Source organism: Granulicella sp. L56, from assembly GCF_009765835.1.
In the GTDB taxonomy this organism is placed as follows: Bacteria; Acidobacteriota; Terriglobia; order Terriglobales; family Acidobacteriaceae; genus Edaphobacter.
Genome location: NZ_LMUS01000006.1, coordinates 2,568,115 through 2,588,037, shown reverse-complemented (window position 1 = coordinate 2,588,037; position 19,923 = coordinate 2,568,115). Strand labels below are relative to the sequence as shown.

General features: G+C 55.5%; 20 protein-coding genes. 8 read left to right on the top strand and 12 right to left on the bottom strand.

Translation table 11 applies throughout. The features are described from left to right. Window position 1 precedes the first annotated feature (1 nt). The 6 genes from GSQ81_RS18510 to GSQ81_RS18485 all read left to right on the top strand — a co-directional run bounded on the left by GSQ81_RS18510 (window position 2) and on the right by GSQ81_RS18485 (window position 5,943). Window positions 2–295 carry a hypothetical protein gene (locus GSQ81_RS18510; RefSeq protein ID WP_158912084.1) on the top strand — a complete coding sequence of 98 codons (294 nt, stop codon included), beginning with the start codon at window positions 2–4 and terminating at the stop codon, window positions 293–295. Continuing rightward, window positions 292–1,359, top strand: a complete 1,068-nt coding sequence (locus tag GSQ81_RS18505) for a hypothetical protein (RefSeq protein WP_158912083.1) — start codon at window positions 292–294, stop codon at window positions 1,357–1,359. Before GSQ81_RS18510 ends, GSQ81_RS18505 begins: the two co-directional genes overlap by 4 nt. Then, entirely contained in the window at window positions 1,356–2,435 is a 1,080-nt protein-coding gene (locus GSQ81_RS18500; RefSeq protein ID WP_158912082.1) for a hypothetical protein, read from the top strand. Before GSQ81_RS18505 ends, GSQ81_RS18500 begins: the two co-directional genes overlap by 4 nt. A 233-nt stretch (window positions 2,436–2,668) precedes the next feature. Continuing rightward, a complete protein-coding gene (locus GSQ81_RS18495; RefSeq protein ID WP_158912081.1) occupies window positions 2,669–2,965 on the top strand; it encodes a hypothetical protein in 297 nt (98 codons plus the stop codon). A 15-nt stretch (window positions 2,966–2,980) separates the two neighbouring features. Beyond that, window positions 2,981–5,017 carry a type IV secretory system conjugative DNA transfer family protein gene (locus GSQ81_RS18490; protein WP_158912080.1) on the top strand — a complete coding sequence of 679 codons (2,037 nt, stop codon included), beginning with the start codon at window positions 2,981–2,983 and terminating at the stop codon, window positions 5,015–5,017. Further along, the gene (locus GSQ81_RS18485) at window positions 5,014–5,943 is read left to right on the top strand and encodes a CpaF family protein (protein ID WP_158912079.1); all 930 of its coding nucleotides are present in this window, start codon (window positions 5,014–5,016) and stop codon (window positions 5,941–5,943) included. Before GSQ81_RS18490 ends, GSQ81_RS18485 begins: the two co-directional genes overlap by 4 nt. Before the next feature lie 31 nt (window positions 5,944–5,974). Here GSQ81_RS18485 and GSQ81_RS18480 read toward each other — a convergent pair whose 3' ends face one another. The 6 genes from GSQ81_RS18480 to GSQ81_RS18455 form a co-directional block, all read right to left on the bottom strand. After that, window positions 5,975–6,607, bottom strand: coding sequence for a hypothetical protein (locus GSQ81_RS18480; RefSeq protein ID WP_158912078.1), 633 nt, complete (start codon window positions 6,605–6,607; stop codon window positions 5,975–5,977). Window positions 6,608–6,640: 33 nt separating this feature from the next. Then, window positions 6,641–7,582, bottom strand: a complete 942-nt coding sequence (locus GSQ81_RS18475) for a LysR family transcriptional regulator (protein ID WP_158912077.1) — start codon at window positions 7,580–7,582, stop codon at window positions 6,641–6,643. 96 nt (window positions 7,583–7,678) lie between these two features. Next, the gene (locus GSQ81_RS18470) at window positions 7,679–8,611 is read right to left on the bottom strand and encodes a S9 family peptidase (protein ID WP_158912076.1); all 933 of its coding nucleotides are present in this window, start codon (window positions 8,609–8,611) and stop codon (window positions 7,679–7,681) included. A 277-nt stretch (window positions 8,612–8,888) separates the two neighbouring features. Further along, a complete protein-coding gene (locus GSQ81_RS18465) occupies window positions 8,889–9,353 on the bottom strand; it encodes an SRPBCC domain-containing protein (RefSeq protein ID WP_158912075.1) in 465 nt (154 codons plus the stop codon). Window positions 9,354–9,443: 90 nt separating this feature from the next. Next, complete coding sequence (locus GSQ81_RS18460) at window positions 9,444–10,763, bottom strand: NAD(P)/FAD-dependent oxidoreductase (protein ID WP_158912074.1); 1,320 nt, start codon at window positions 10,761–10,763, stop codon at window positions 9,444–9,446. A gap of 64 nt (window positions 10,764–10,827) precedes the next feature. Then, on the bottom strand, window positions 10,828–11,538 hold the full coding sequence (locus GSQ81_RS18455; RefSeq protein WP_158912073.1) for a PadR family transcriptional regulator: 711 nt from the start codon (window positions 11,536–11,538) through the stop codon (window positions 10,828–10,830). A 56-nt stretch (window positions 11,539–11,594) separates the two neighbouring features. Between GSQ81_RS18455 and GSQ81_RS18450 the strand changes: the two genes are divergently transcribed. Both GSQ81_RS18450 and GSQ81_RS18445 read left to right on the top strand, forming a co-directional pair. Next, on the top strand, window positions 11,595–12,071 hold the full coding sequence (locus tag GSQ81_RS18450; protein WP_158912072.1) for a VOC family protein: 477 nt from the start codon (window positions 11,595–11,597) through the stop codon (window positions 12,069–12,071). 119 nt (window positions 12,072–12,190) lie between these two features. After that, window positions 12,191–12,643 (top strand): SRPBCC domain-containing protein, encoded by a 453-nt coding sequence (locus GSQ81_RS18445; protein ID WP_158912071.1) that lies wholly within the window; start codon window positions 12,191–12,193, stop codon window positions 12,641–12,643. 335 nt (window positions 12,644–12,978) lie between these two features. On the opposite strand, the gene GSQ81_RS20400 is transcribed toward GSQ81_RS18445, so the two are convergent. The 6 genes from GSQ81_RS20400 to GSQ81_RS18415 all read right to left on the bottom strand — a co-directional run bounded on the left by GSQ81_RS20400 (window position 12,979) and on the right by GSQ81_RS18415 (window position 19,783). Further along, window positions 12,979–13,353, bottom strand: coding sequence for a PepSY domain-containing protein (locus tag GSQ81_RS20400; protein ID WP_371715352.1), 375 nt, complete (start codon window positions 13,351–13,353; stop codon window positions 12,979–12,981). A 34-nt stretch (window positions 13,354–13,387) separates the two neighbouring features. After that, window positions 13,388–13,699: a hypothetical protein gene (locus tag GSQ81_RS18435; RefSeq protein ID WP_158912069.1), complete on the bottom strand. Its 312-nt coding sequence runs from the start codon at window positions 13,697–13,699 to the stop codon at window positions 13,388–13,390. A 110-nt stretch (window positions 13,700–13,809) separates the two neighbouring features. After that, complete coding sequence (locus tag GSQ81_RS18430) at window positions 13,810–14,103, bottom strand: hypothetical protein (RefSeq protein WP_158912068.1); 294 nt, start codon at window positions 14,101–14,103, stop codon at window positions 13,810–13,812. Continuing rightward, on the bottom strand, window positions 14,090–17,308 hold the full coding sequence (locus GSQ81_RS18425) for a DNA polymerase III subunit alpha (RefSeq protein WP_158912067.1): 3,219 nt from the start codon (window positions 17,306–17,308) through the stop codon (window positions 14,090–14,092). The genes GSQ81_RS18430 and GSQ81_RS18425 overlap by 14 nt, the downstream gene beginning before the upstream one ends. Then, window positions 17,301–18,818, bottom strand: a complete 1,518-nt coding sequence (locus tag GSQ81_RS18420) for a DNA polymerase Y family protein (protein ID WP_158912066.1) — start codon at window positions 18,816–18,818, stop codon at window positions 17,301–17,303. Before GSQ81_RS18420 ends, GSQ81_RS18425 begins: the two co-directional genes overlap by 8 nt. Next, on the bottom strand, window positions 18,815–19,783 hold the full coding sequence (locus GSQ81_RS18415) for a DNA recombination/repair protein RecA (protein ID WP_254060288.1): 969 nt from the start codon (window positions 19,781–19,783) through the stop codon (window positions 18,815–18,817). Before GSQ81_RS18415 ends, GSQ81_RS18420 begins: the two co-directional genes overlap by 4 nt. Between the last annotated feature and the right edge of the window lie 140 nt (window positions 19,784–19,923).

Genomic DNA, 19,923 nt, shown 5'->3' with positions numbered 1-19,923 from the left:
GATGCAGGGTGAAGACCAGTATCAGGAACGCACACCGGACCTTGTCGGCAAGATCTGTGCCATGCGGGAAGCTGCCGAGAAAGAAATGAACCGCTTCACGCGAGTGGCCGACTACGACGTGCGCCGTGTCGTCGGCTACGGCCCGACGCCCGCGCCGGCTTCTGGTGAAACCTCCGTGCCGACTCCGACTAATGATCGCCCAAAGAGGCACTCCTCGAAGTCCCACACCTCTCAGGCTTCCATTGAGTTTGCGCCCGCTCCCACGGAGCGTGGCGACGGCGAGGAGGGCGAATGAGGCTCGATATTCCCCACGATGTTCCTCAGCGCCACAATATCGCGCCTGACGCTTCAACGTCCGCTGAACGAAATGTTCTCAAAGAACAGGAGTCGCATCCGATTACGCGCCGACTGAAGGCGCTGTCCGAACGAGCCGACGAGCACAGGCTGAACCATGAGCCACCGTGTCGTTCCAAGTCTGCGCCGCACAAAAAGCATGAGTCGCCACAACAGCACCGGGCCGCGGACCCGCGTGAAGCGCCGGACAGCCGACGTCCGCAACGGCATCGCATGCCTGCCCAAACCATCGGCGTACAGCTCAGGCCCGAGGAGCGCAGGGCAATGCTGGAGTTGGGACGCTTCCGTGTCGTCCGCACCGACGATCTTGCGGATGCGGTCTACGGAGGAAAACGGCGCACACTGCGTGAGGACCTGAATTACCTCCGCTCCAAAGGCCTGGTCACAACACGCCACATCAATCTCCGCCGCGATGGGAAGCGCCGCAGTATCGACCGTGCGGAGGTCGCCACGCTGACCAAAGACGGTCGCGCATGGCTCCGCAAGAGCGGCGAGGTTCCAACAGGCCAAGCCATTTATGCGGGCTTCGTCAAGCCGCGTGAGATGGAACATGACTCTCTGATCTACCGTGCCTATGGGAAAGAGGCAGAGAAGATCACGGACCAGGGTGGTACGAACCTCCGCGTGAAACTCGATTTTGAGATTAAGGCTGAGGTTCAGAAAGCCATCTACGCCGAGCTTAAGGCCGATCCGAAACGCGACATGGCGGAGATCAAAGAAAAGGTCGCCAAACAGCAGGAGCTGCCCGTCGTTGATGGCAGCATCCAGATTCCCGATGCGCGGATTGAGTTCGACCGTGAACCAAAGTCCGGTGAGGACATCGACCAGGGTTCTCGCACTGGCCACGAAGACATCGAAGTCCTGACTGCAGCGTATAGCGCCGGTCACCTGCGTGATAAAGCGCAGGCAGGTTTCCGCGCCTACGCTGCCGGCGCCGACCGCGCCTCCATTACCGCGAAGATCGAAAACGAACACTTCATGATGCGGGATGTTCTCGACCTATGAGTCTCGGCTACGATCCCGTCCCGGTGCTGGAGTCTGTGGGATACACGGAACGCGAGGCCGCGTTCCTGTACCTGGTCGTCCTGCACTCCGGCTATTTCCTGCGCCGCCAGTACGACCGCTTCATTCGCCGGGAGCGCGGAGCTATCGCCGCGCAGCTCCTGCGGAAAGCCACCGCACTTGGTCATCTCCAAAGCGTCGCCTGCGGGCAGGCTCGCTATGTCTATCACCTGACGTCCCGAGAGATGTACGCCGCAGTCGGGCTGGCAGCTTCGCAGCACCGCCGACTAAAGGGTGATTCCCACATCAAGAGCCGCCTCATGGTCTTGGACTTCGTCCTTGACCACCTCGGCGATAGGCTCCTCGATTCCTCGGAGAGCAGGCATGACTTCTTCACTCAGACCCTCGGCCTGAGCGAAAACCTTCTCCCGGTTGGAACGGGAAGCGTGCATCTGTTTCCCGAAGAATTCCCCATCCTTATATACGGAGAGCGGAGCGTCCGCTTCAGCTTCATCGACGAAGGCACTCTTTCCACCAGCGGTTTCGAGAATTTCCTGCGCCGGTATCGCGCTGTCTTCGCCGCGCTCCCCGGCTTCGAGTTGCTGTACCTTGCTGACTCCGACCGGAACTTTGAGCGTGTCGGCAAGGTCTTTGCTGTGCTCTATCCAATGACACGCGCGCTTGGCGTCACTGCCATGACGCCTCGCGGTGTCGATCATTTTCTTGAATACCTGGGCGCACGCGAGAGTCACGACACCCAGAGACGTCCTGTCACACTGCGCGACCTTGCGGTCCTGCGCGAGGGTGAACACATCTACACGACGCTCGAACATCAGGCATTGTGTGCGGCCTGGCAGATAGGCAGTACGAATGCCGAGCGCATCCGTCAGCGATTTCAGCAGCAGGGACCGCAGGCAAAGTTCACAACGGCCCTTCTGCCGTACACCTATCCGCTCTATCAGTTTCGGCGAGAGCGGAAACCACAGCCGCAACTCGGGTCTAGCGGGCGGTCTAGTGAGTCGCTTCTGCTTGGCAAGCAACTCGTTGCACAACAAGCACTTAACGACGGAGGTGAGTAGAGAAGAACAAGGGCGGGGGCGGGAGCGACCCAGCCCTCCGGGGTTTCCGCGACGGCTGACGCCCCGCTGGTCGCTCCCGCCCGAACACAACACGTATCCAGAAAATATCGGACGCGGATATTTCACTGATCTGCGCTGAAGCTGAACCGGATCAGTTCAACATCAATCGCTGGTTCATATCGCAATCAGGACAGATAGACACAAGGTCACACCTACATCGACAGGAGATATCCATGAGCAAACTAAAACTAGAACACGGCGTCAGCAGGATTCGGCGCGCGAAGCTGCAATCCTCCATCGACCAGACTGTGGCCGATGACATCGAGCTACTGGCTGAGTGGTCGAACAACGAAACCAACTATATCGTCAACGAGCTACTGCGTTTCGCACTGACTCAGGATGAGGATTTCCAAAAATACAAGGCCAGCTCTGCCGCGAATGCTGCACGGGCTGCCAGTACTACAAAACCATCACCCACACCCATCAAGCCTGTATCCGAACCCGTTGCGAACGCGGCAACTCGCGCATAAGAAAGGCATCGACACATGGGCGTCAGAGTTCAATTTCAGAAGATCCTCCGGCTACTGGTCGACAACCGCATGGTGCTCGCGCTTGGGATGAGCGTGGCCAGTGGCATCGTCCTCAATAGCATGTTTCCACTCAATATAGCCAATCCATTCCTGTGTCTGATGGAGCTGGAGAGGCCTCCCATCTTTCACGCAGTAGCGTGGAGCTATACCCTCTTTCTATATTCGACTCCGTTCATAGCGTGTTCCATGATCTTCTCATTGCTATATGTCCATCTCTATCGGGACGATTTGGAACAGCCTGTAGGTGCCCTTCCTCCGTATTCCGATCCGCGCACGCGAGGAGATTTGTCCTTAGTCCTTGGAGAGGTTCACCGTCAGCTAGTCCCGAAGCCCAGTCCGGCTCCGCAGTGGCTCTCGATCCCGGAGCGCGGTCTTTATACCGGCATCGCATCGTTTGGCTCCATCGGCTCGGGCAAAACCTATGGGCTGATTTTGCCGGCGATGCGTCAGTTGTTCGCGTATCGCGCCGACGATCCCTCGCGCAGACTCTCGGGTATCGTGCTCGAGGTCAAAGGCGATCTTTGCCGTCAGCTTCAGCGCATCCTCAAATGGTGCGGGCGCGAACAGGATTATGTAGAGGTTTCGCTAGATGGCCACGTACGCTATAACCCGCTGAACAATTCGCTCGATGCTTACGCCCAGGCGTTCAACATCGCCTCCATCATCACGTCGATATGGGGTAGGGGCAAGGAGCCTTTCTGGCAGCAGTCGTACACCGATCTTGTGCGGTATGTGATCCTGCTGCACCGAATCCGTGATGGATACCTCACGATGGTCGATCTCTTCCGTACCGTCATCAGCGCCGGAAGGCTGGAGGAGTTGCTGACCGAGGTGGGTTCACGTTTCAGTACTACCAGCTATATCGGTATGGGCAAGTACGAGTACCGGGAACATGAAGATCTGCTATCTCCGCTCGGCTTCGCGTGGAACAAAGATGCTGGCCTTTACCTGATCGCATGGACGGACACGCTGGAAAACCTGCTCACACAAGAGACCTCCGCAGCGTTCGACGTCTTCACTCGCAAGCCCTATCGACCAGAGCACCGGGACCGCTTCGACAGCATCCAGTATTGGTACTGGGAGCACTGGAAGTTCTTTCGCTCCGAGGTTAAAACCTCCATCATCCAGGGTATCGCCGTCTTCCTCTCGCTCTTCGAGACCGACCCTGACGTGCGCCGTGTTTTCTGTCCTCCGAAGGAGCTCTACGACGGCAAGCCATGCGCTACTGATCCGCATGGTATCGTCCTGCCCCCCTTTGACGAACTGATCGAATCGGGAGCGGTCGTCGGCTTGAACTTTCCCGTGGCCCTGAATCCGGCGCTGGCGAAGACAATCGGCACCATGATGAAGATCGACTATCAGCGTGCCGTGCAACTCCGTATCCCCAGGATGGACGCAAACCCCGAGAGACACTTTCGTCCGACCGTCTTCATCTGTGATGAGTACCAGAACTTCGCCACGGTCGGCGGCGACAACCCGACAGGCGATGAACGCTTTCTGTCTCTCTCTCGGCAACCAAAGTGCATTCCAATTGTCGCCACGCAGAGTATCTCCAGCCTTAAGGATGCGCTACCCAATGAGGGCGTCAAAACATTGCTGCAGGCGCTCCGCAACAAGGTCTTCCTCACGACGACCGACCCGGAGACGGCCCGGTATGCCTCCGAGTTGTGTGGCAAAGCCGACCGCACCCGCATCAGCTATACCGTCTCCGAGTCCTCGACCAATGCCAATGTCGGCTGGCTCAGTGGCCGCACGTCGTCCAGCAAAGGCTCTGTCTCCGCTTCCAAGCAGTACCAAAAGCATGCGGAGCCACTCTTTGAAGAGAAGGTGTTCTTCGACCTCAAGAACGCGCAGTCCGTGGTCGTCGCCTTCGATGGTGTGAGCCCTCTGCGACCTACCTACTGCTATCTCAAGCCTGACTTCCTGCCCGTCACCATGTCGTGGTTTGACCAGGAACGAATCGCCTTCGATCCGGAGAGGATACCTGCATGAGCTTTGAAATTATCATCCCTTTCCTGAAGTCGATTGAACATCTGCTCATGGATACGACCATCTCCGAGATCATGGTCAATCCTGACGGCTCGGTCTGGATCGAAGAGAAGGGTCACATCTTATTGCAGCCCGGCATCCGGTTTGATGACGGAGCATTGTTGACAGGTCTTGAAGTTATCGCAAATCGTTTCGGCAAGAAGCTCGATGCCGATTCACCCATTATGAACCTGCGCCTGCCGGATGGCAGCCGCATGGCGGCGCTGATCCCGCCCGTGGTCAATCCAAACCCGATGATGACCATCCGCAAGTTCACCTCGCGGAACTTCACCATCCGTGACCTGATCGAGCGGAAAACTCTAACGGAAGCACAGGCCGAGACTCTAACGAACCATATCCGGCGTGGCGACAATCTCCTGATTTCTGGGAGTACCTCATCGGGAAAGACGACACTCACCAACGTGCTCGCAGGTTTCATTCCGGACGGCGATCGTATCCTGATCCTCGAAGAGGTAGCAGAAATCTATATCAGGAAGCCGCACGTCATCTCCGCCGAGGCCCAGCTTGATACCCACAAGAATCAGATTGGATTCGCGGATTTGCTCAAGGCCGCGCTCCGGCACCGACCGGACCGAATCATCGTCGGCGAGATTCGCGGCCATGAAGCGCGGGTCTTCCTCGATGCTTTGAATACAGGCCATCGCGGGTCGATTACAACCATCCATGCCAATAGTGCCAGCGATGCTCTCCGCCGCTTGGCGCAACTCGCCATGCGTGGCTCAGGAGGTGTCCCCTTGCGCGATGTCGAGGAGGAGTGTGGCCGATCCATCGACGTGATAGTGCAAGTGATGAACCAGGACGGATGGCGTCACATTACAGAAATCCGAACGTCCGCCGAGTCTGCCAATACTACGGGGCACAATCAATAAGTCCCTTATGCTCTAGACAGAGGCACGAACCTTACTGCCCAGGAACCGCCCAGCCCTTGCTGGTCAATTGCAATCCTGCAATCTCGGTTGACTTCGACGCTCCGGTTAGGGTCGCTTGAATGATGGGAAAAGCGTGTTGAACATCCGAACGCTCTGCCCAGCCTGCCAAGTTCACGATCTTGTACGTGTAGGTGACCTCGGTCTGCGAAGACGCTCCCGCCGTCACGGGCTCCGTCCATTTGACGATCGTATCCACGGTCTTCTGCCCGTAACACAACCCGCTCGTCTGCCCGAAGGTGCCGGGAACCTGTTGGAAGTATTTCTTTCCTTCCGTGGTGAGTTCGTAGCGTTTCACAGGCTGCGGCGGAGTAGACCCCCGTAGCGCATCCAGCATCCCGTGAACGACCGCGGTCGTACTGCTCGACTGCAACAATCCAGCCTGCTCAAGAGCCGCCATTTCGAGGCCAGTACCAGACTGGAGCCTTTGCTCGGACTCAGGAATATCAATCGGAAACGGGCGACCGATCACCGTGCAGGCTTCGCCGTGTTTTGTCAGATATTGGTCAATCGCTTTCGTGAGAGTTGCTTCGCTCGGCTTCTTTGCATCATTGCATGCAGCAAGGAATAGCAGCCCTGCGATAGAAACGAGATAGAATTTGCGCATGTATTGTCCTCCGGGGATTGATTGATTGAGCTGTTATGTGGGCAGTCGCCGGCCAGATCCTTGTAGCCGCGGCCTCAGAGCCGTCGTCTCATTCCAGGCAAGATCCACGAAATCTTTCAAGAGTTTCTGATCGTGATCGCGCCGAGTGAATATCCCACTCTTTACGGTGAGCAATTGATCCGAGAGCGGTCTGATCACTACCTCGTGGCGATAGGACGAAGCGGAGAATCTCGTCATCAGGGAAACGCCAGCACCCTTCGTCACCAGCCAGAGGGCCTCATCAACGGAATAGGCATCGGCTACGAATCTGAGCGGAACTCCGAGGCTCTCGAAATAAGTCACAATCTCTTCATGTCTGCCGGGAAGTCCTCTTTTCGACAACGACACCATAGGCACGTTGCCCAGATCTTCCGGGTTGATCGTAGATTTTGTGGCAAGATGGTGGCCTACCGGGAGACACGCCACGACAGGCTCTTCCATGAGCAAGCGAGTGTACAAATCAGGTTCCGGGATGGGCAGGATTCCGAATCCTACATGGAACTCACCTTCGATAACTCCCGTGACGACTTCATGCGTCAGCAGGCTTTCTCTTGTGATGGACATCGAGGCGCTGCCCTCCGGCTGGATGCGCCTCACGACTTCCAGCAGTTTGCTATTCAGACAGGTGGAGTACCCGATGCGAAGGTCGTTGTTCTGTAGTTTGACGAATGCTCGGACTCGATCCACGCCCAGCCGCGCATGTCTGACAGATTCGCGAGCTTCGGGAAGGTAGATGCCGCCGGCTTCCGTCAGCACCATCCGTCTCCCGGAGGCTCGGAATACATGCGCGCCCAACTCTCGATCGATGTGTTCAATCTGTTTACGAACAGCGGATTTGCCGATGCCGAGATATTCGCCCGCTGCTTTGAACGAACCCCTCTCAGCCACTGCAAGAACTGCAATCTGCCCGTCCATTCTGATGTTTAACCGGCGCATAGCTCAACTCTTGAACGCAGGTCACCGTCAACTGACAATCAAAGTCACGATGATCGATGTCGATACGACGATGACTCGGTGATTTTGATCGTCCTTTCACTGCTTGGGAAATACAGTTGGCCCAGAATGCAGACTCGCTTGCAAGAATTCTTTCATCAGCATCTCGCACCGTTCGGGGTCCCTATTCCACGTTTCTCCGTGCCCCGCATTCGGGAACTCGGAGTATGAAATATGCCAACCCTGACGGGCACTGTTAGATACGAACTCACGTGCTGCGGAGAGCGGCATGACCCGATCCGCCATGTCTTGCAGCATCAGGGTCGGAGGGTGCACCTTGAGCGGGAATCGCAAAGCGTCGATTCGATGAACGTCGAAGCCTAGTCTCCAATTCGTCAACTGCAGAGCCGTCCACGTTAGCGGAGCGGGCATGTGATGTACGTAGCCCAGATTGTCGATCATGCGCGGAACGCTCAGCATCGGCGCTTCTAACAGCACGGCAGAAACGCGATCTGCGAGGGGCGAATTCGCCAAGAACTGGAGAACGATTGCGCCACCCATCGAACCGCCGTACAGCACGATGTGCTTTGCGCCCATCGAGTATGCTGCGCGTACAGCGGCGTCGAGGTCCCTCCATTCCGCCTCTCCGAGATGCATCAGGCCGTCAGATGAGCGAGGCGCGCCGATATCGTTGCGATAGGTGATGTCCAGAACTGATAACCCTGCACGATGGAGGACCGGCACGAATTTGAGCGACTGTTTACGGTCTGCGCTGCTCCCATGTACGGTGATAACCCAAGTACCCGCGGACATTCCTGCCTCGGCTTTTGGGTCAGCAGGAATCAACCATGCCGGTGCCGGTCCAAGTTCCGTTGGTATTGCGACTTCAGAAAAACTTAATCCGAGCGCAGCCATCGGATCAGGGCTATAAGTACCTGACATGCTTGCTCGCGTACCCAGGGGTGGAATGTTCCCGCTGAGCAACATGCGATCAATTTGGTCTGGCGTCTCTGCAATGATATTTCCAAGCATCGCGCTGCCGCCTTGCCACACGAGCCCCCATCGGCCGGGCTTCGCCGTTGCGGGAGAGCGCACAAGCGAAACGATGGGATCGCCTCGCGGTGAAGTCGTAATGCTTTTTACGGTCTCAGCGAACGCCGCGGGTTCATGCTCCGGCTTGATGATCTGATTGCTGAAGTACCAAGCGGTGGCAATCCATCCGAGAACCGAGGCCGCAATGACAGCGGAGCACAAGATTTTGATCGACCGGCTCTGACGTGGCCGTCTGCTGATTCGAGCTATCCCCCGACTATGAAACATCTGTCAGCCGTTTGTTGAGACCAGTCCGAAGGTTGATTCCAAACTGGACGTATGCCTTCAGCGCGCACAGCGTGTAAGTCCACCCTGCATTCTGGCCGAGCGCGAGCTTCACACCGGCGGGGGTAAAGGAGTAAGAGCCTTCTGTGATCGTGACAACGGTGGCGTCTTCGCCATCGGGCGCGAACTCAATCATCGATTTCGTCGGTTGTCCTAGAGCCGTAGACTCCCACACAATCATTTTGTTTAAGTCGACTTCCAGAACGTTGATTGCAACTTTCGCCCCGAGATCTCCGAATTCCCATGTCATTGGGCCGGGCTTCATTGGCCCGCTCGACCCCGAGATGAAGTAGTTCGACATTTTTACTGGATCTATTACGGCATCGAAGACCACTGCAATGGGTTTCAAGATGCAATCGCGAACTTGAACTTGAATATCTGTGTTTGGTTCGTTCATTTTGAATCTCTCCGATCATTGGTTATTACCGCTTCAAACGGCTTGCTCTCTAGGCCGGGAGAGCATGTATCTCTATGAACGCCGACGAACTCACTCTTCGCTCTCTGCAGCTCGACTTCGTTTTACCTTGTCCGTTACACGACGTTTCAACATTGGCACGGAGTCAATCACACACATCGCCGTTCTCATCACGCCCAATTGCAATCCCCCGATAATTGGCTTGTGAATCGCATCGTTTTCATTCATCTGTTTGCGCGAGTCGAGGACGAGCTTCGAGCTGTATCGCAACATTTCACTCTCGTACTCGTGAAAAGCTTGGACTGGAGACTTTTCGCCTCGACTTACTTCAACCAGCCTTTTGAGCAGGAGAGCTGCATCGCGAAGCGCTGTGTTCGCTCCGGCGCCCTTGCCCGGTGTCATGGTATGAATAGCGTCGCCAAGAAGGGTGACGTTAGAGGTTTCCCACGGAGTGACAGGAACAGATGTTCGGATATTGATAGCGTGCATCGACGCCGGGTCGGTCATCTGAATAAGTTTGCGAAAGTTCGGATGCCAACCTTCTGTCATCTGTTCCGCGAGGCCAATCAATTCCGATTCTTTCAACGTCATCGGGTCCGTCGGGAACTGTTTTCGCGACGCCCACAATCCCCATCCGATGTAATCGTCTGTGTCTTCATTCAACAATCCGGGCCATTGAACGAGGATGTTCGCCCCATCCTTTTCCAGCTGCCCCTTCCAATCGGCGCGGTTCCATGCGAATTCGAGCGAGTGAATGATTGCCCCAATGCCCTTCGGCGCCATAATCATGGACATTCCATAAAACATCTTTTCTGACAGCAATGCCTTGCTTTCCGCTGTCATGGCGAGCTTTCCTCCGAGGGAAAGAATGCCTGTCTCTTCGTGGCGCGAATTGGGAAGCCGCTGCTTGCGCACACGGGAGCCCGCTCCATCTGCCCCTATGAGAACGTCTCCCCGAGATTGAGTGCCGTCCTCGAAGAATACTGTCACGGAGCCATCGGCCTGATCTTCGTAACGAACGAACTTCTTATCGAAGCGAACGACGTCATCCAGTCCAGTCAGAAGGACTCGACGTAGGGTCAGTCTGTTTATGTTTTGCTCGCCACGAGTGGGATCTTCATCCTTCATCTCCAAAGAAATCAGGTTGGAGAATTGCTCCGTGAGCATGTTGAAGTAGCGCGGCGGGCGCGCACTCGTTGCGAGAAACAATTGGAAGAGTTCCGGAGGCAGACATGTCTTCAGTGCCTGGCTGCCGGCGGGGCTGATCCCTACGCGGTAGCCTCCCTTCGCCTCACGCGGTGTCCTATCTCGCTCGAAGACTGTTACATCGACTCCAGCTTGTTTAAGGCCGTGAGCCAGTGCCAAACCGCCCGTGCCCGCCCCGACAATCATGACTTTGAGTGGTAATGTTTGCATCGGTAAACCTTTCTCTTGATCGCTAGAGCAATCGCACTACTTACCGCTTTTTCGCGAAGCCTGCTTGGCTCTTCTTTGGTTTTTGGTCACCCCTACGCGCCTTTGTCTCAGCGCGAGGTAGTTCGCTGGCCGCGTTTTCGTCCTGGTGCGCAGGCTTATGCTGAGCAGCGATCGATCGTATCCACTCCTCGTTCCAGGAAAGAGAACCGTCTTCAAGGTCAGATATCGTGCTCCTTAGCCAAACAAGTTCTGCCTCCAGAAGCGCCGTCCGATAGGCATCTTCAAGAAGGAACAAACGTGGAACATCTCCCGCTGCTCGCTTCTCTTCTTCGAGTTCTTTGAGTGCAACCTCGATAGCTTCGGCCCGGACCTTGAAGCTCCCGAGCGCATCCTCCGGTGTGAGCAGCGCGAGCATCGATACAGCTGCAGGAAAATCCGGGAATTCTCCCCCCACAGCACTGAGCATTTCGCGAAGCCAAACCCTCAGCGTCGAACGGCCCTTCGCTGTGATTCCATATACGATCCGATCGGGATGACTTTCGGTCTGAACTGTCTTCCGAACGTCCACCAATTCGAGTCGGATCAGCCGCTCAATTGTCTGGTAGATACTTGCCGATCTCCGAATGTTGACGACCTTGTCTTTTCCCCAAAGTTTTAGGAGTTTCTGCATGCGATAGACGTGCATTGGCTCGTCTATGAGCATGCCCAGAACAACCAGACCTAAAGAGGAAGATCGTGCATCAAGCTTCATAGCCATATTATGGCTAAACATGTTATGGTGGTCAAGCTAAATAAAGGAGAACTGACTTGAGCGCATTTGAAAACTTTCCTCGCATCACCCCGTTTCTTTGGTTTAACAACAATGCTGAGGACGCGGTCGAATTTTATCTTTCTGTGTTCGAAGACTCCCGACGTCTGGAAGTCATACACAATACCGGAGGCGGCCCGGTGCCGGCGGACATCCTTACCATCGCCTTTGAACTGGACGGACAGCTATTTACGGCAATCAATGGCGGCCCAATGTTCGAGTTCACAGAAGCAGTTTCCTTTGTGGTGCGGTGCGACTCACAGCAAGAGGTAGACCACTACTGGACGACTCTTTCCGACGGAGGCAAGGAAGGTCGGTGTGGTTGGCTAAAAGATAAGTTTGGTATCTCATGGCAAATTGTGCCAGCCCACCTTCCCGAACTGATGCAGAAGCCGAAAGTAATGCACGCCATGATGACAATGACAAAGTTCGACATCGCAGCACTTGAGCTCACTGTGCAAGATATCGGTGATTAGACTCGTCGGGTCACTCTGTTCGAGTCCATCGCGGACGACTGCCAAATGACCTCGTACTCGATGGACCTTCATTGCTTTTTGAACACAAACACATCGATATCTTTTTGAATGGAGGAGCAATGGCTTTTAAGGTAGAAGTTCGCGATAGGATTTTGAGACCCTTGCCCGCAGTATTCGAAGCATGGATCGATCCAACCCACATGAGCAATTACTTCATATCGTCGGCTAGTGCTCCCATTCGGCAAGGCGAGAGGGTCGAATGGAGTTTTGACGATGTTAACGCGAAGTTCAGCGTCGATATTCTTGAGGTAGTCGAGAATAAGCTAATTGTCTTTTCCTGGGCGGCCTCCGGATCGAAGCACGATGTCGGGGTACTTTTCGAGCCAGACGTAGATGACAGTACGGTGGTCAAGATAACCGAGAGTTCCTTCAATGAGGATGCAGATGGGATCAAGCAAGGGCTCGGTCAGAACGCCGGATGGACCCATTTGCTTTGCTGCCTGAAGGCCTATTTGCAATTCGGAATCAACCTCCGCAAAGGCGCGAACAAGCGTTCGACCGACATGTCGTGACATCCGATTGCCCGCGATGTTTGAAAATGGGGAAGGTGCAGGAGGAGGAACGAGGCTGTTACGAAACCCGTAGCACTCCAGTCACGAAGCCTTCGAACGGATCGCTTCAGTTAAGCCGATTTATGAGGACCGCCAGTGGAATGACCTGGCCTGCCCGCGAGCAGGCGAACGACGACATACCAGGAAACCTAATAGTAGAGGCGGGATGGCAAGTAGAAGCCAGGAGAATGCATCCCAGATGCCATCCCCCAACAATGCCGACAGCAAATCTACGATCGTTATGAGATCCAACGCCAGCGGGATGCGATACACGCTCTGCACAGAAGTTTTCTCCATCATCTTGCCTCAGTTTGTTGCAAAGTTTCGCGTTCAACCTTATGATTCAGTTCTCGCTCAATGGGACTTCGTCGTCTCGATAACCAGAGATAGAGCCCACTGACTAGCACCACAATCAGCACAAGGTCGAACAATCCCCAGATGATCTTGAGGGGAAGCCCTCCGTAGTCTCCAAAGTGGAGCGGCCTCGACAGTTCTAGTGCACGCAGATACCAGGGAAGCCCGCCCGACATCGTGAGGGCTCCGGTCTGGACATCGACGAGAGTCGGCGTGAGCATTTTTGATGTAACCGGCGTCTTCCCTCTGGCCGAAACCAGATAGTGTCGAGGACTGCCAAAGACCGGGTTCGGGAATAGAACGGACGAGACTTCCATTCCTGGAAGTGCGGCAGCGACGCGCTTTACAGATTCATCCGCTTTCGAATTCTTCCATGACGACCAATTCGCCTTCGGTTGGTGCATCGTTGCCTTCGTCCGCCGCGTGAATTTCGAGGCGTTCAAGCTTATGATGTGCAGCATAGCGGATTTCAAAAAACAGTATGGCGGTGGGTGTACTCATGGAAAAGATTCTATCTGTCAAGGAATGGCAGAGCCTACTCAGGCCGTTCAATTCTTCTCGAATTAGGGTAGATGTCGTTTTCATGGCCTTCTTGACGCGAGCTATGGCGGCACACTCGGTCTGGTTTGGTACATCCTCACCTTCGCTCATCACTTCTTCCATGCCAAGGTTTCTATATCGTCATCGAGCGATTTCAGAAGCTGGCGGAATAGTTGGGCGGTCATTCTGGCCATACTTAATTGATGCAATCGCTGGAAACCCAACACAATTCGTCACTTTGGAACATCTTCGTCCGTGGTTACGAACCACGGAACGTTCATTGCTTGAAAGAGTTCGGGGTGGCGCGCAGTGAGATGGGAAAGTACGATTTTAGCGACACGAGCGCTATGTTCTATCTCTTTGTCCCAATCCACTGCGGCCAGTCCATTGCTGTGTGTTGGACTCCATTTAGCAGTTCGGATGGCCAGGACTAGACTGGAGGCAATCAGGAGAGCAGGGCCAAGCTTCTGGGTATCGACTTCTCGTCGATACCCGCCGATGGGCTTCTCTGCGTTAGTGGAAGTCATGGGAGCGAACCTCCAAAGCTTGATCGGACAAAGACTGCAGGCGCATCGCCTTTACATGAATCACACCATCTTGGTTTTGTAGCAGACCTTCTGCAAGAATGAACTTGCTTCGTGTTACCACGAGCCGCTCCCGTTCGTACAAATCAGGCGACACAATGACGTTGGCGATTCCAGTCTCGTCTTCCATGGACAGGAAGATGAACCCCATCGCCGTGCCGGGACGCTGTCGCGCAATCACGCAGCCCGCAGTTCGGACGTACTCACCATCGGCCGCATTTCTCAATTCACCAGCTGACAGAATCTTTTGCCTTCGGAGATCGTCTCGGCGGTAGGCCATCGGATGTTTCCCGACGGTGAGACCGGTGCCCGCATAGTCCGCAATCAGACGCTCTTCCGTGCTCATCTGTTTTAAAGGCGAACTCTCCGATTCATCTCTCAGCAATTCACTCCGCTGACGAAGAAGCGGACCTTCCAGTTTGCCAGCGCGTTCCACCTGCCATAGGGCATCCCGGCGATGCTCGATTCCTTCGAGATTGTTGAGAGCGCCAACACGGGCGAGCAACGTGAGTTCTTTTCGATTCAGGGTTGGAACACGCGAGACCAGATCTTCCGCTGACCGAAACTCTCCTTCGGCTGTGCGCGAGTGGACAATCTCCTCTGCAGATTGTTTCCGCAATCCCTTCGCATAACCAAGTCCGAGACGCAGAGAGAGGCTTCCATCACGTTCGTGTTCAATCGTGCAGGCCCAATTCGATATCTGGACATCCATTGGCCTGATGCGAAGTCCATGTCTCTGCGCATCCTTAACCAAGACGGCAGGCGAATAGAAGCCCATCGGCTGGTTATTAAGGATGGCGCATGTGAATGCTGCGAGGTACTTCACTTTGAAATACGCAGATGCGTATGCAATCAGAGCGAAGCTGGCTGCGTGTGACTCCGGGAAACCATAAAGCGCAAACGAACTGATGTTTTGGATGATGTTTTCCTGGGTGGCTGTATCTAGTCCATTTGCCGTCATGCCTTCGCGCAACTTGCCTTCAAGGTTTTTCATACGCTCCCAGGAGCGGCGCATCCCAACGGCGCGACGGAGTTCTTCGGCCTCCGCGCCAGTAAAGTTGGCCACGACCATTGCCATACGAAGCAACTGCTCTTGAAAGAGCGGCACGCCGAGTGTGCGCTTCAGCACGGACTCTAGGGAAGGATGAGGATAGCTGATCTCCTCCTTTTTCTGTCGTCGCCGCATGTAGGGATGCATCATCTTGCCGACGATTGGCCCAGGACGGATAATGGCTACCTGTACGACCACGTCGTAGAACTTCTCTGGATGGTTCCGCGGCAACGACGCCATCTGGGCGCGACTCTCCACCTGGAACATTCCGACAGTGTCCGCGCGTTGCAGCGTGCGATAGACCTCAGCGTCTTCCGGCAACTGCGCCAGATCAACACGTTCTCCGTGATGCTCTGGAATCAGTTCCAAACAATCTTTAATGACGGCCATCATCCCCAACCCAAGAAGATCAACCTTGATGATGCCCAGGTCGGCGCAGTCTTCTTTGTCCCACTGGACCACGGTACGACCCGGCATTGAGGCACGTTCCAAGGGAACAACCCGGTCGAGAGCCCCCTGGCATATCACCATGCCACCAGAGTGCTGTCCAAGGTGTCGAGGTAAGTCCTGGATACGCATGCAAAGCTCCAGATACTTCGCGATGCGCGGATGCTTCAGATCGAAGCCGGCATTCTGAAAAGAATGCGCCATCGTGTCGTTTGGCCCTCTCCACTCAAAGTGGCTTACCAGGCCAGAGAGCCTTTCGAGCGATTCGCTGTCGAATCCCATCGCCTTGCCCACTTCACGGGCCGCGGACTTTCCCCGATAGGTAATGACATTGGCACAGATAGCCGCGCCTAACTCGCCATAGCGCCGATAGACGTATTGGATGGCTTGCTCTCGTTTGTCCTCTGACGGCAGATCAAGATCGATATCGGGCCACTCTCCACGGCTTTCACTGAGGAAGCGTTCGAACAGAAGCTCCATTCCCACGGGATCGATTGCAGTAATTTCCAGTGCATAGCAGACGGCTGAGTTTGCTGCACTTCCCCGCCCCTGGATGAGGATGTCGTTCTTTTTACAGAACTGCACGATATCCCAGACGATTAGGAAATATCCAGCGAAGCCAAGCCTAGCAATGAGCGCCAGTTCATGTTCCACCTGCTTCTTCGCTCGTTCCAAAAGCCCACGGTCACGTTTCGGGCCATACCTGCTCGTTACACCTTCTTCCACGCGTTTGCGGAGAAAGCTATCCATCGTTTCGCCGTCAGGAACCGGATACCTCGGAAACTCATAGCCGAGATCCCCAAGTTCGAACTGCAACCGTGCCGAAAGCTCAACCGAGTTCTCGACGGCGCGGCCGACACCACTAAACAGCGCAATCATCTCTTTCGCGGAACGAAGGTGTCTCTGGCTATTAAGCGACAGTAAGCGGCCGGCGTGATCGAGATCAGTGTGATGCCGTACAACGGTGAAGAGGTCCAAAACCTCACGTTCATATTTGGTGGCATAGCGTATGCCATTGGTCGCGAGCACCGGTAGGCTGAGGGAGCGCGCGATGCGAAGCGCGGCTTGATTGCGCCACTCTTCCTCCCGCTCTTGGTGTCGCTGCAGCTCGACGTAGACACTTTGCGGTCCGAATATCTGCACAAGCTTTTCGACGGTCCTGCGCCCCTCCTCTTCGCCACCATTGACCAAGGCAGCAGCCAATGGGCCTTCGTCTCCACCGGTGAGGCACACGAGGCCAGAAGCATATTGCTGGAAATCGAGTGTGGTGGCAGCACCTTCGGTTTTGCCACGTTCCCGCATCTTGAATTTGGTAATGAGCTGGCACAAATTTTGATAGCCAGTACGCGATTCGCAGAGCAGGGAGACACGCGCAGGCTCGGGTGAATACCGGTGCGGCAACCAGGCAGGAGGTACAGGCCGCGAACCGAAGCTCGAAACCGCAATCTCGGCTCCAACATGAGCACGCACGCTGTTTCGCTTCGCGGAAGTATGAAACCGCGCTGAGCCGTAAACGCCGTTTCGATCCAGCAATGCCATAGCTGGCATCTCCAGCTCGACAGCTCGCTCAACTAGTTTTTCCGGCTGAGATGCACCTTCGAGGAAACTGAAGGCGCTCGCGGCATGCAGTTCCACATAGCGGTCAGTCATAGAGGCCAACTACTTGCCATTGATTTCGCATCAAGTCGCGTACGAGGCAACAGCACAATAATGGACTGTCTTCGGCGCGGGCCACGATATCCCATTGCTCACAGCCCCAAAGGTTCGAATTCCACCACTCGCCGCTCACTCGCCACGGTCCATACGCCCGTTCGACGGTGTACCTCTTCTGACGAAACAGAATGGCATCGAACCTTCCTCCCACCGCCATCACTCTGACGCTCTCTGCGGGATGAAGCTCACGCATCGCAGAGCAGCCTTGAACCCGGGCACTACTAGTTCGTTCTGATGTTGGGACAGTAAACCGCTCCATACGAAATGATTCCTGCTCATTGTGCGTGTCCAGAAGAACAGCCCTGCCGACATTTTCCTCGCCAACGATCTTCGCGATGCGTGCGAGGGTGACATCGAGATGCGATGGCTCTGGCAGCTGCGGTGAGAACAACCCTAGCTGTACCTTACTCGTGCTGCCGGGTTCGGCACGGAGGCTTAAAGAGAGGATGGCGGCCAGAGGCGGGTGCGTCTCCAGATCCAGGTGGATCAGCTTGATCCAGAGTTGACGATCATTGGTTGGAAGGGCTGGGCGTACCGTCCGTACGTGCGCTGTATTTCCTTCGAGCGAGAGCGCGATGGTCACAGATGCCAAAGCGAGAACACGTGAAGTAGCGCGCAAGATCAGTTGTTCGAGCATCACCCCGGCCACGAAGAGCAGTGAGTCAAGAATTTCAACGGGAGAGTCGAGTTCCATCTTCTCCTCAAGGGTGAATGACGGCTCGACCGGCTGAAAAAGATGGGGCAATGTACCGCTGGCAAGCTGACGTAGCCGCTTGCCATGCTGACCCATGCGGGCAATAAGCTCCTTCTCTGGAAGAGCAGCCAACGTGCCGAGTGTGTGAATGCCCCAGGACGTAAAGGTTTCCGATTGATCCTCGGGGAGATCGAGGACAGTGAGAGACAATGCCGCGAGCGCGGGACCTTGTTCTCCGGAGGGAATAACCATCACAGGAGAACGGAGCGACATTCCTCTTGCAAGACACATCGCAGCATGGACGTTCTCGCTCACGGCGATAGAGGAAGTGATGCCCCCCGCGCGAATGCGCTTGAAAAGTTCTCTTCCTAATTGGTCGGATGTACCGAAGAGCTTTTGGGTTCCCACAATATCGACCACGCAGACAAATGCAGTCTCAGAACTGTGATCCTCGATGCGTGGAGAAAATGTCCCGCAAGTATCCAGCAAAGCTGCCTTCGCTGCACTCTCTTCCTTGCCCGACCGTGAAAGCATGGTCATTGCAGGAAGGGTTTCGACTTCGACACGCGTCATACCATGTGCGGCTCCTGACACGCGCGCCTTGGCATTGAGTGAGCAGACGGATTGGAGAGGCGGCTCGCCTTCCATAACGACACACGGCTGATTGCGCAGCTCTGGCCGCAGACGCAGGAGAGCTTGCGCTGGAAACTCCTTCGCGTAAACGCATGCATAGAGTTCGGTGAGCTTAGTCATCTCCGACCTGCCCATGTGCTCTGACTGTTCCAGGAGGCGCAGTCCGCACGTTGTGCCGGTTTCTTCATCGGCAGGACGTTCGATGATTGGGTGAAGCGCTGACGCTGAACCTGTACGCGATGACGCAAACCCGTGAAGAGCGTCTGTTCGTCACAACGCGCATCTTCCGATTCCATCTGGAGCACCAACTCTGCGCTGCTCTTTGCGCACGCATGTTGCGAAAGAAGAAGGATGCTCGCTTGAGAACGCTCCGCTGCAGCTCGATAGCGGAACCAGGTGGCAAGCGGCACACGGGTCGCGAAGCTCGGTGCGATGCTCCCCATGTCCAGCACAATGGCGCTGAACCCCCCACCATGAAGAAGCAGATCGGTTGCCTTGAGTGCCTGTTCTAATCGCGTCCATGCAGTAGTCGCTGCTATGACTTGTTTCGGTGGTTCAGCTTGAGTAGCGACAGGCTGGAATCGCTCAGGCTCTTTCGAGACGCGTCTCTGTGGCTCGGCGCCTCGTGGGATAAGAGTGTTCGGCGGGAAGAGGCCACACAACGCGTTTGAAAGTTGCTTTTGCTCATTTCGTGGATGCGGACCAAACCCGCCACCGTGGAGACCCCTCTTCGCTGGCGGCGCGATCATGTATTTCTCCGGAAGGATGAAGACCTTTTCTGGTTTGGAAATGCCCTTGCTCGTTGGACTGATTCCGCATCGCACCCAGAGGAGATGTCCCAGATCAACCCCAGCGGCCGCGACTGACTCGGGCCGGAGACTGTTCGAAACGTCAATCCATGCGCAGACTTTGCCAGCCTGCGTCAGTTGCGCCAAAAAAGAAAGTGCGAGTGATGTTCTTCCGGAGCATTCGGGACCCACCATCTCCGTCAGCGCCCCGAGCGGAAGCCCGCCCTCGAGTAGTTCGTCAATGGCGGAGATGCCGGTGGAAGCTGTGGGCCGAAGAACCTTTGCGACAGGTGACAAAGCCGACGGTATCCTCCTGGCAAGGGAGGCCTCTATTTGCACCCGGACTGCGTTGGCGGTAGGCATAGCTTCGCCTTATATTCGCCTTAATGACCCCATCAACGTCAACTGGCCTTTGCCCTAAGAGTTGTGCATTCTTC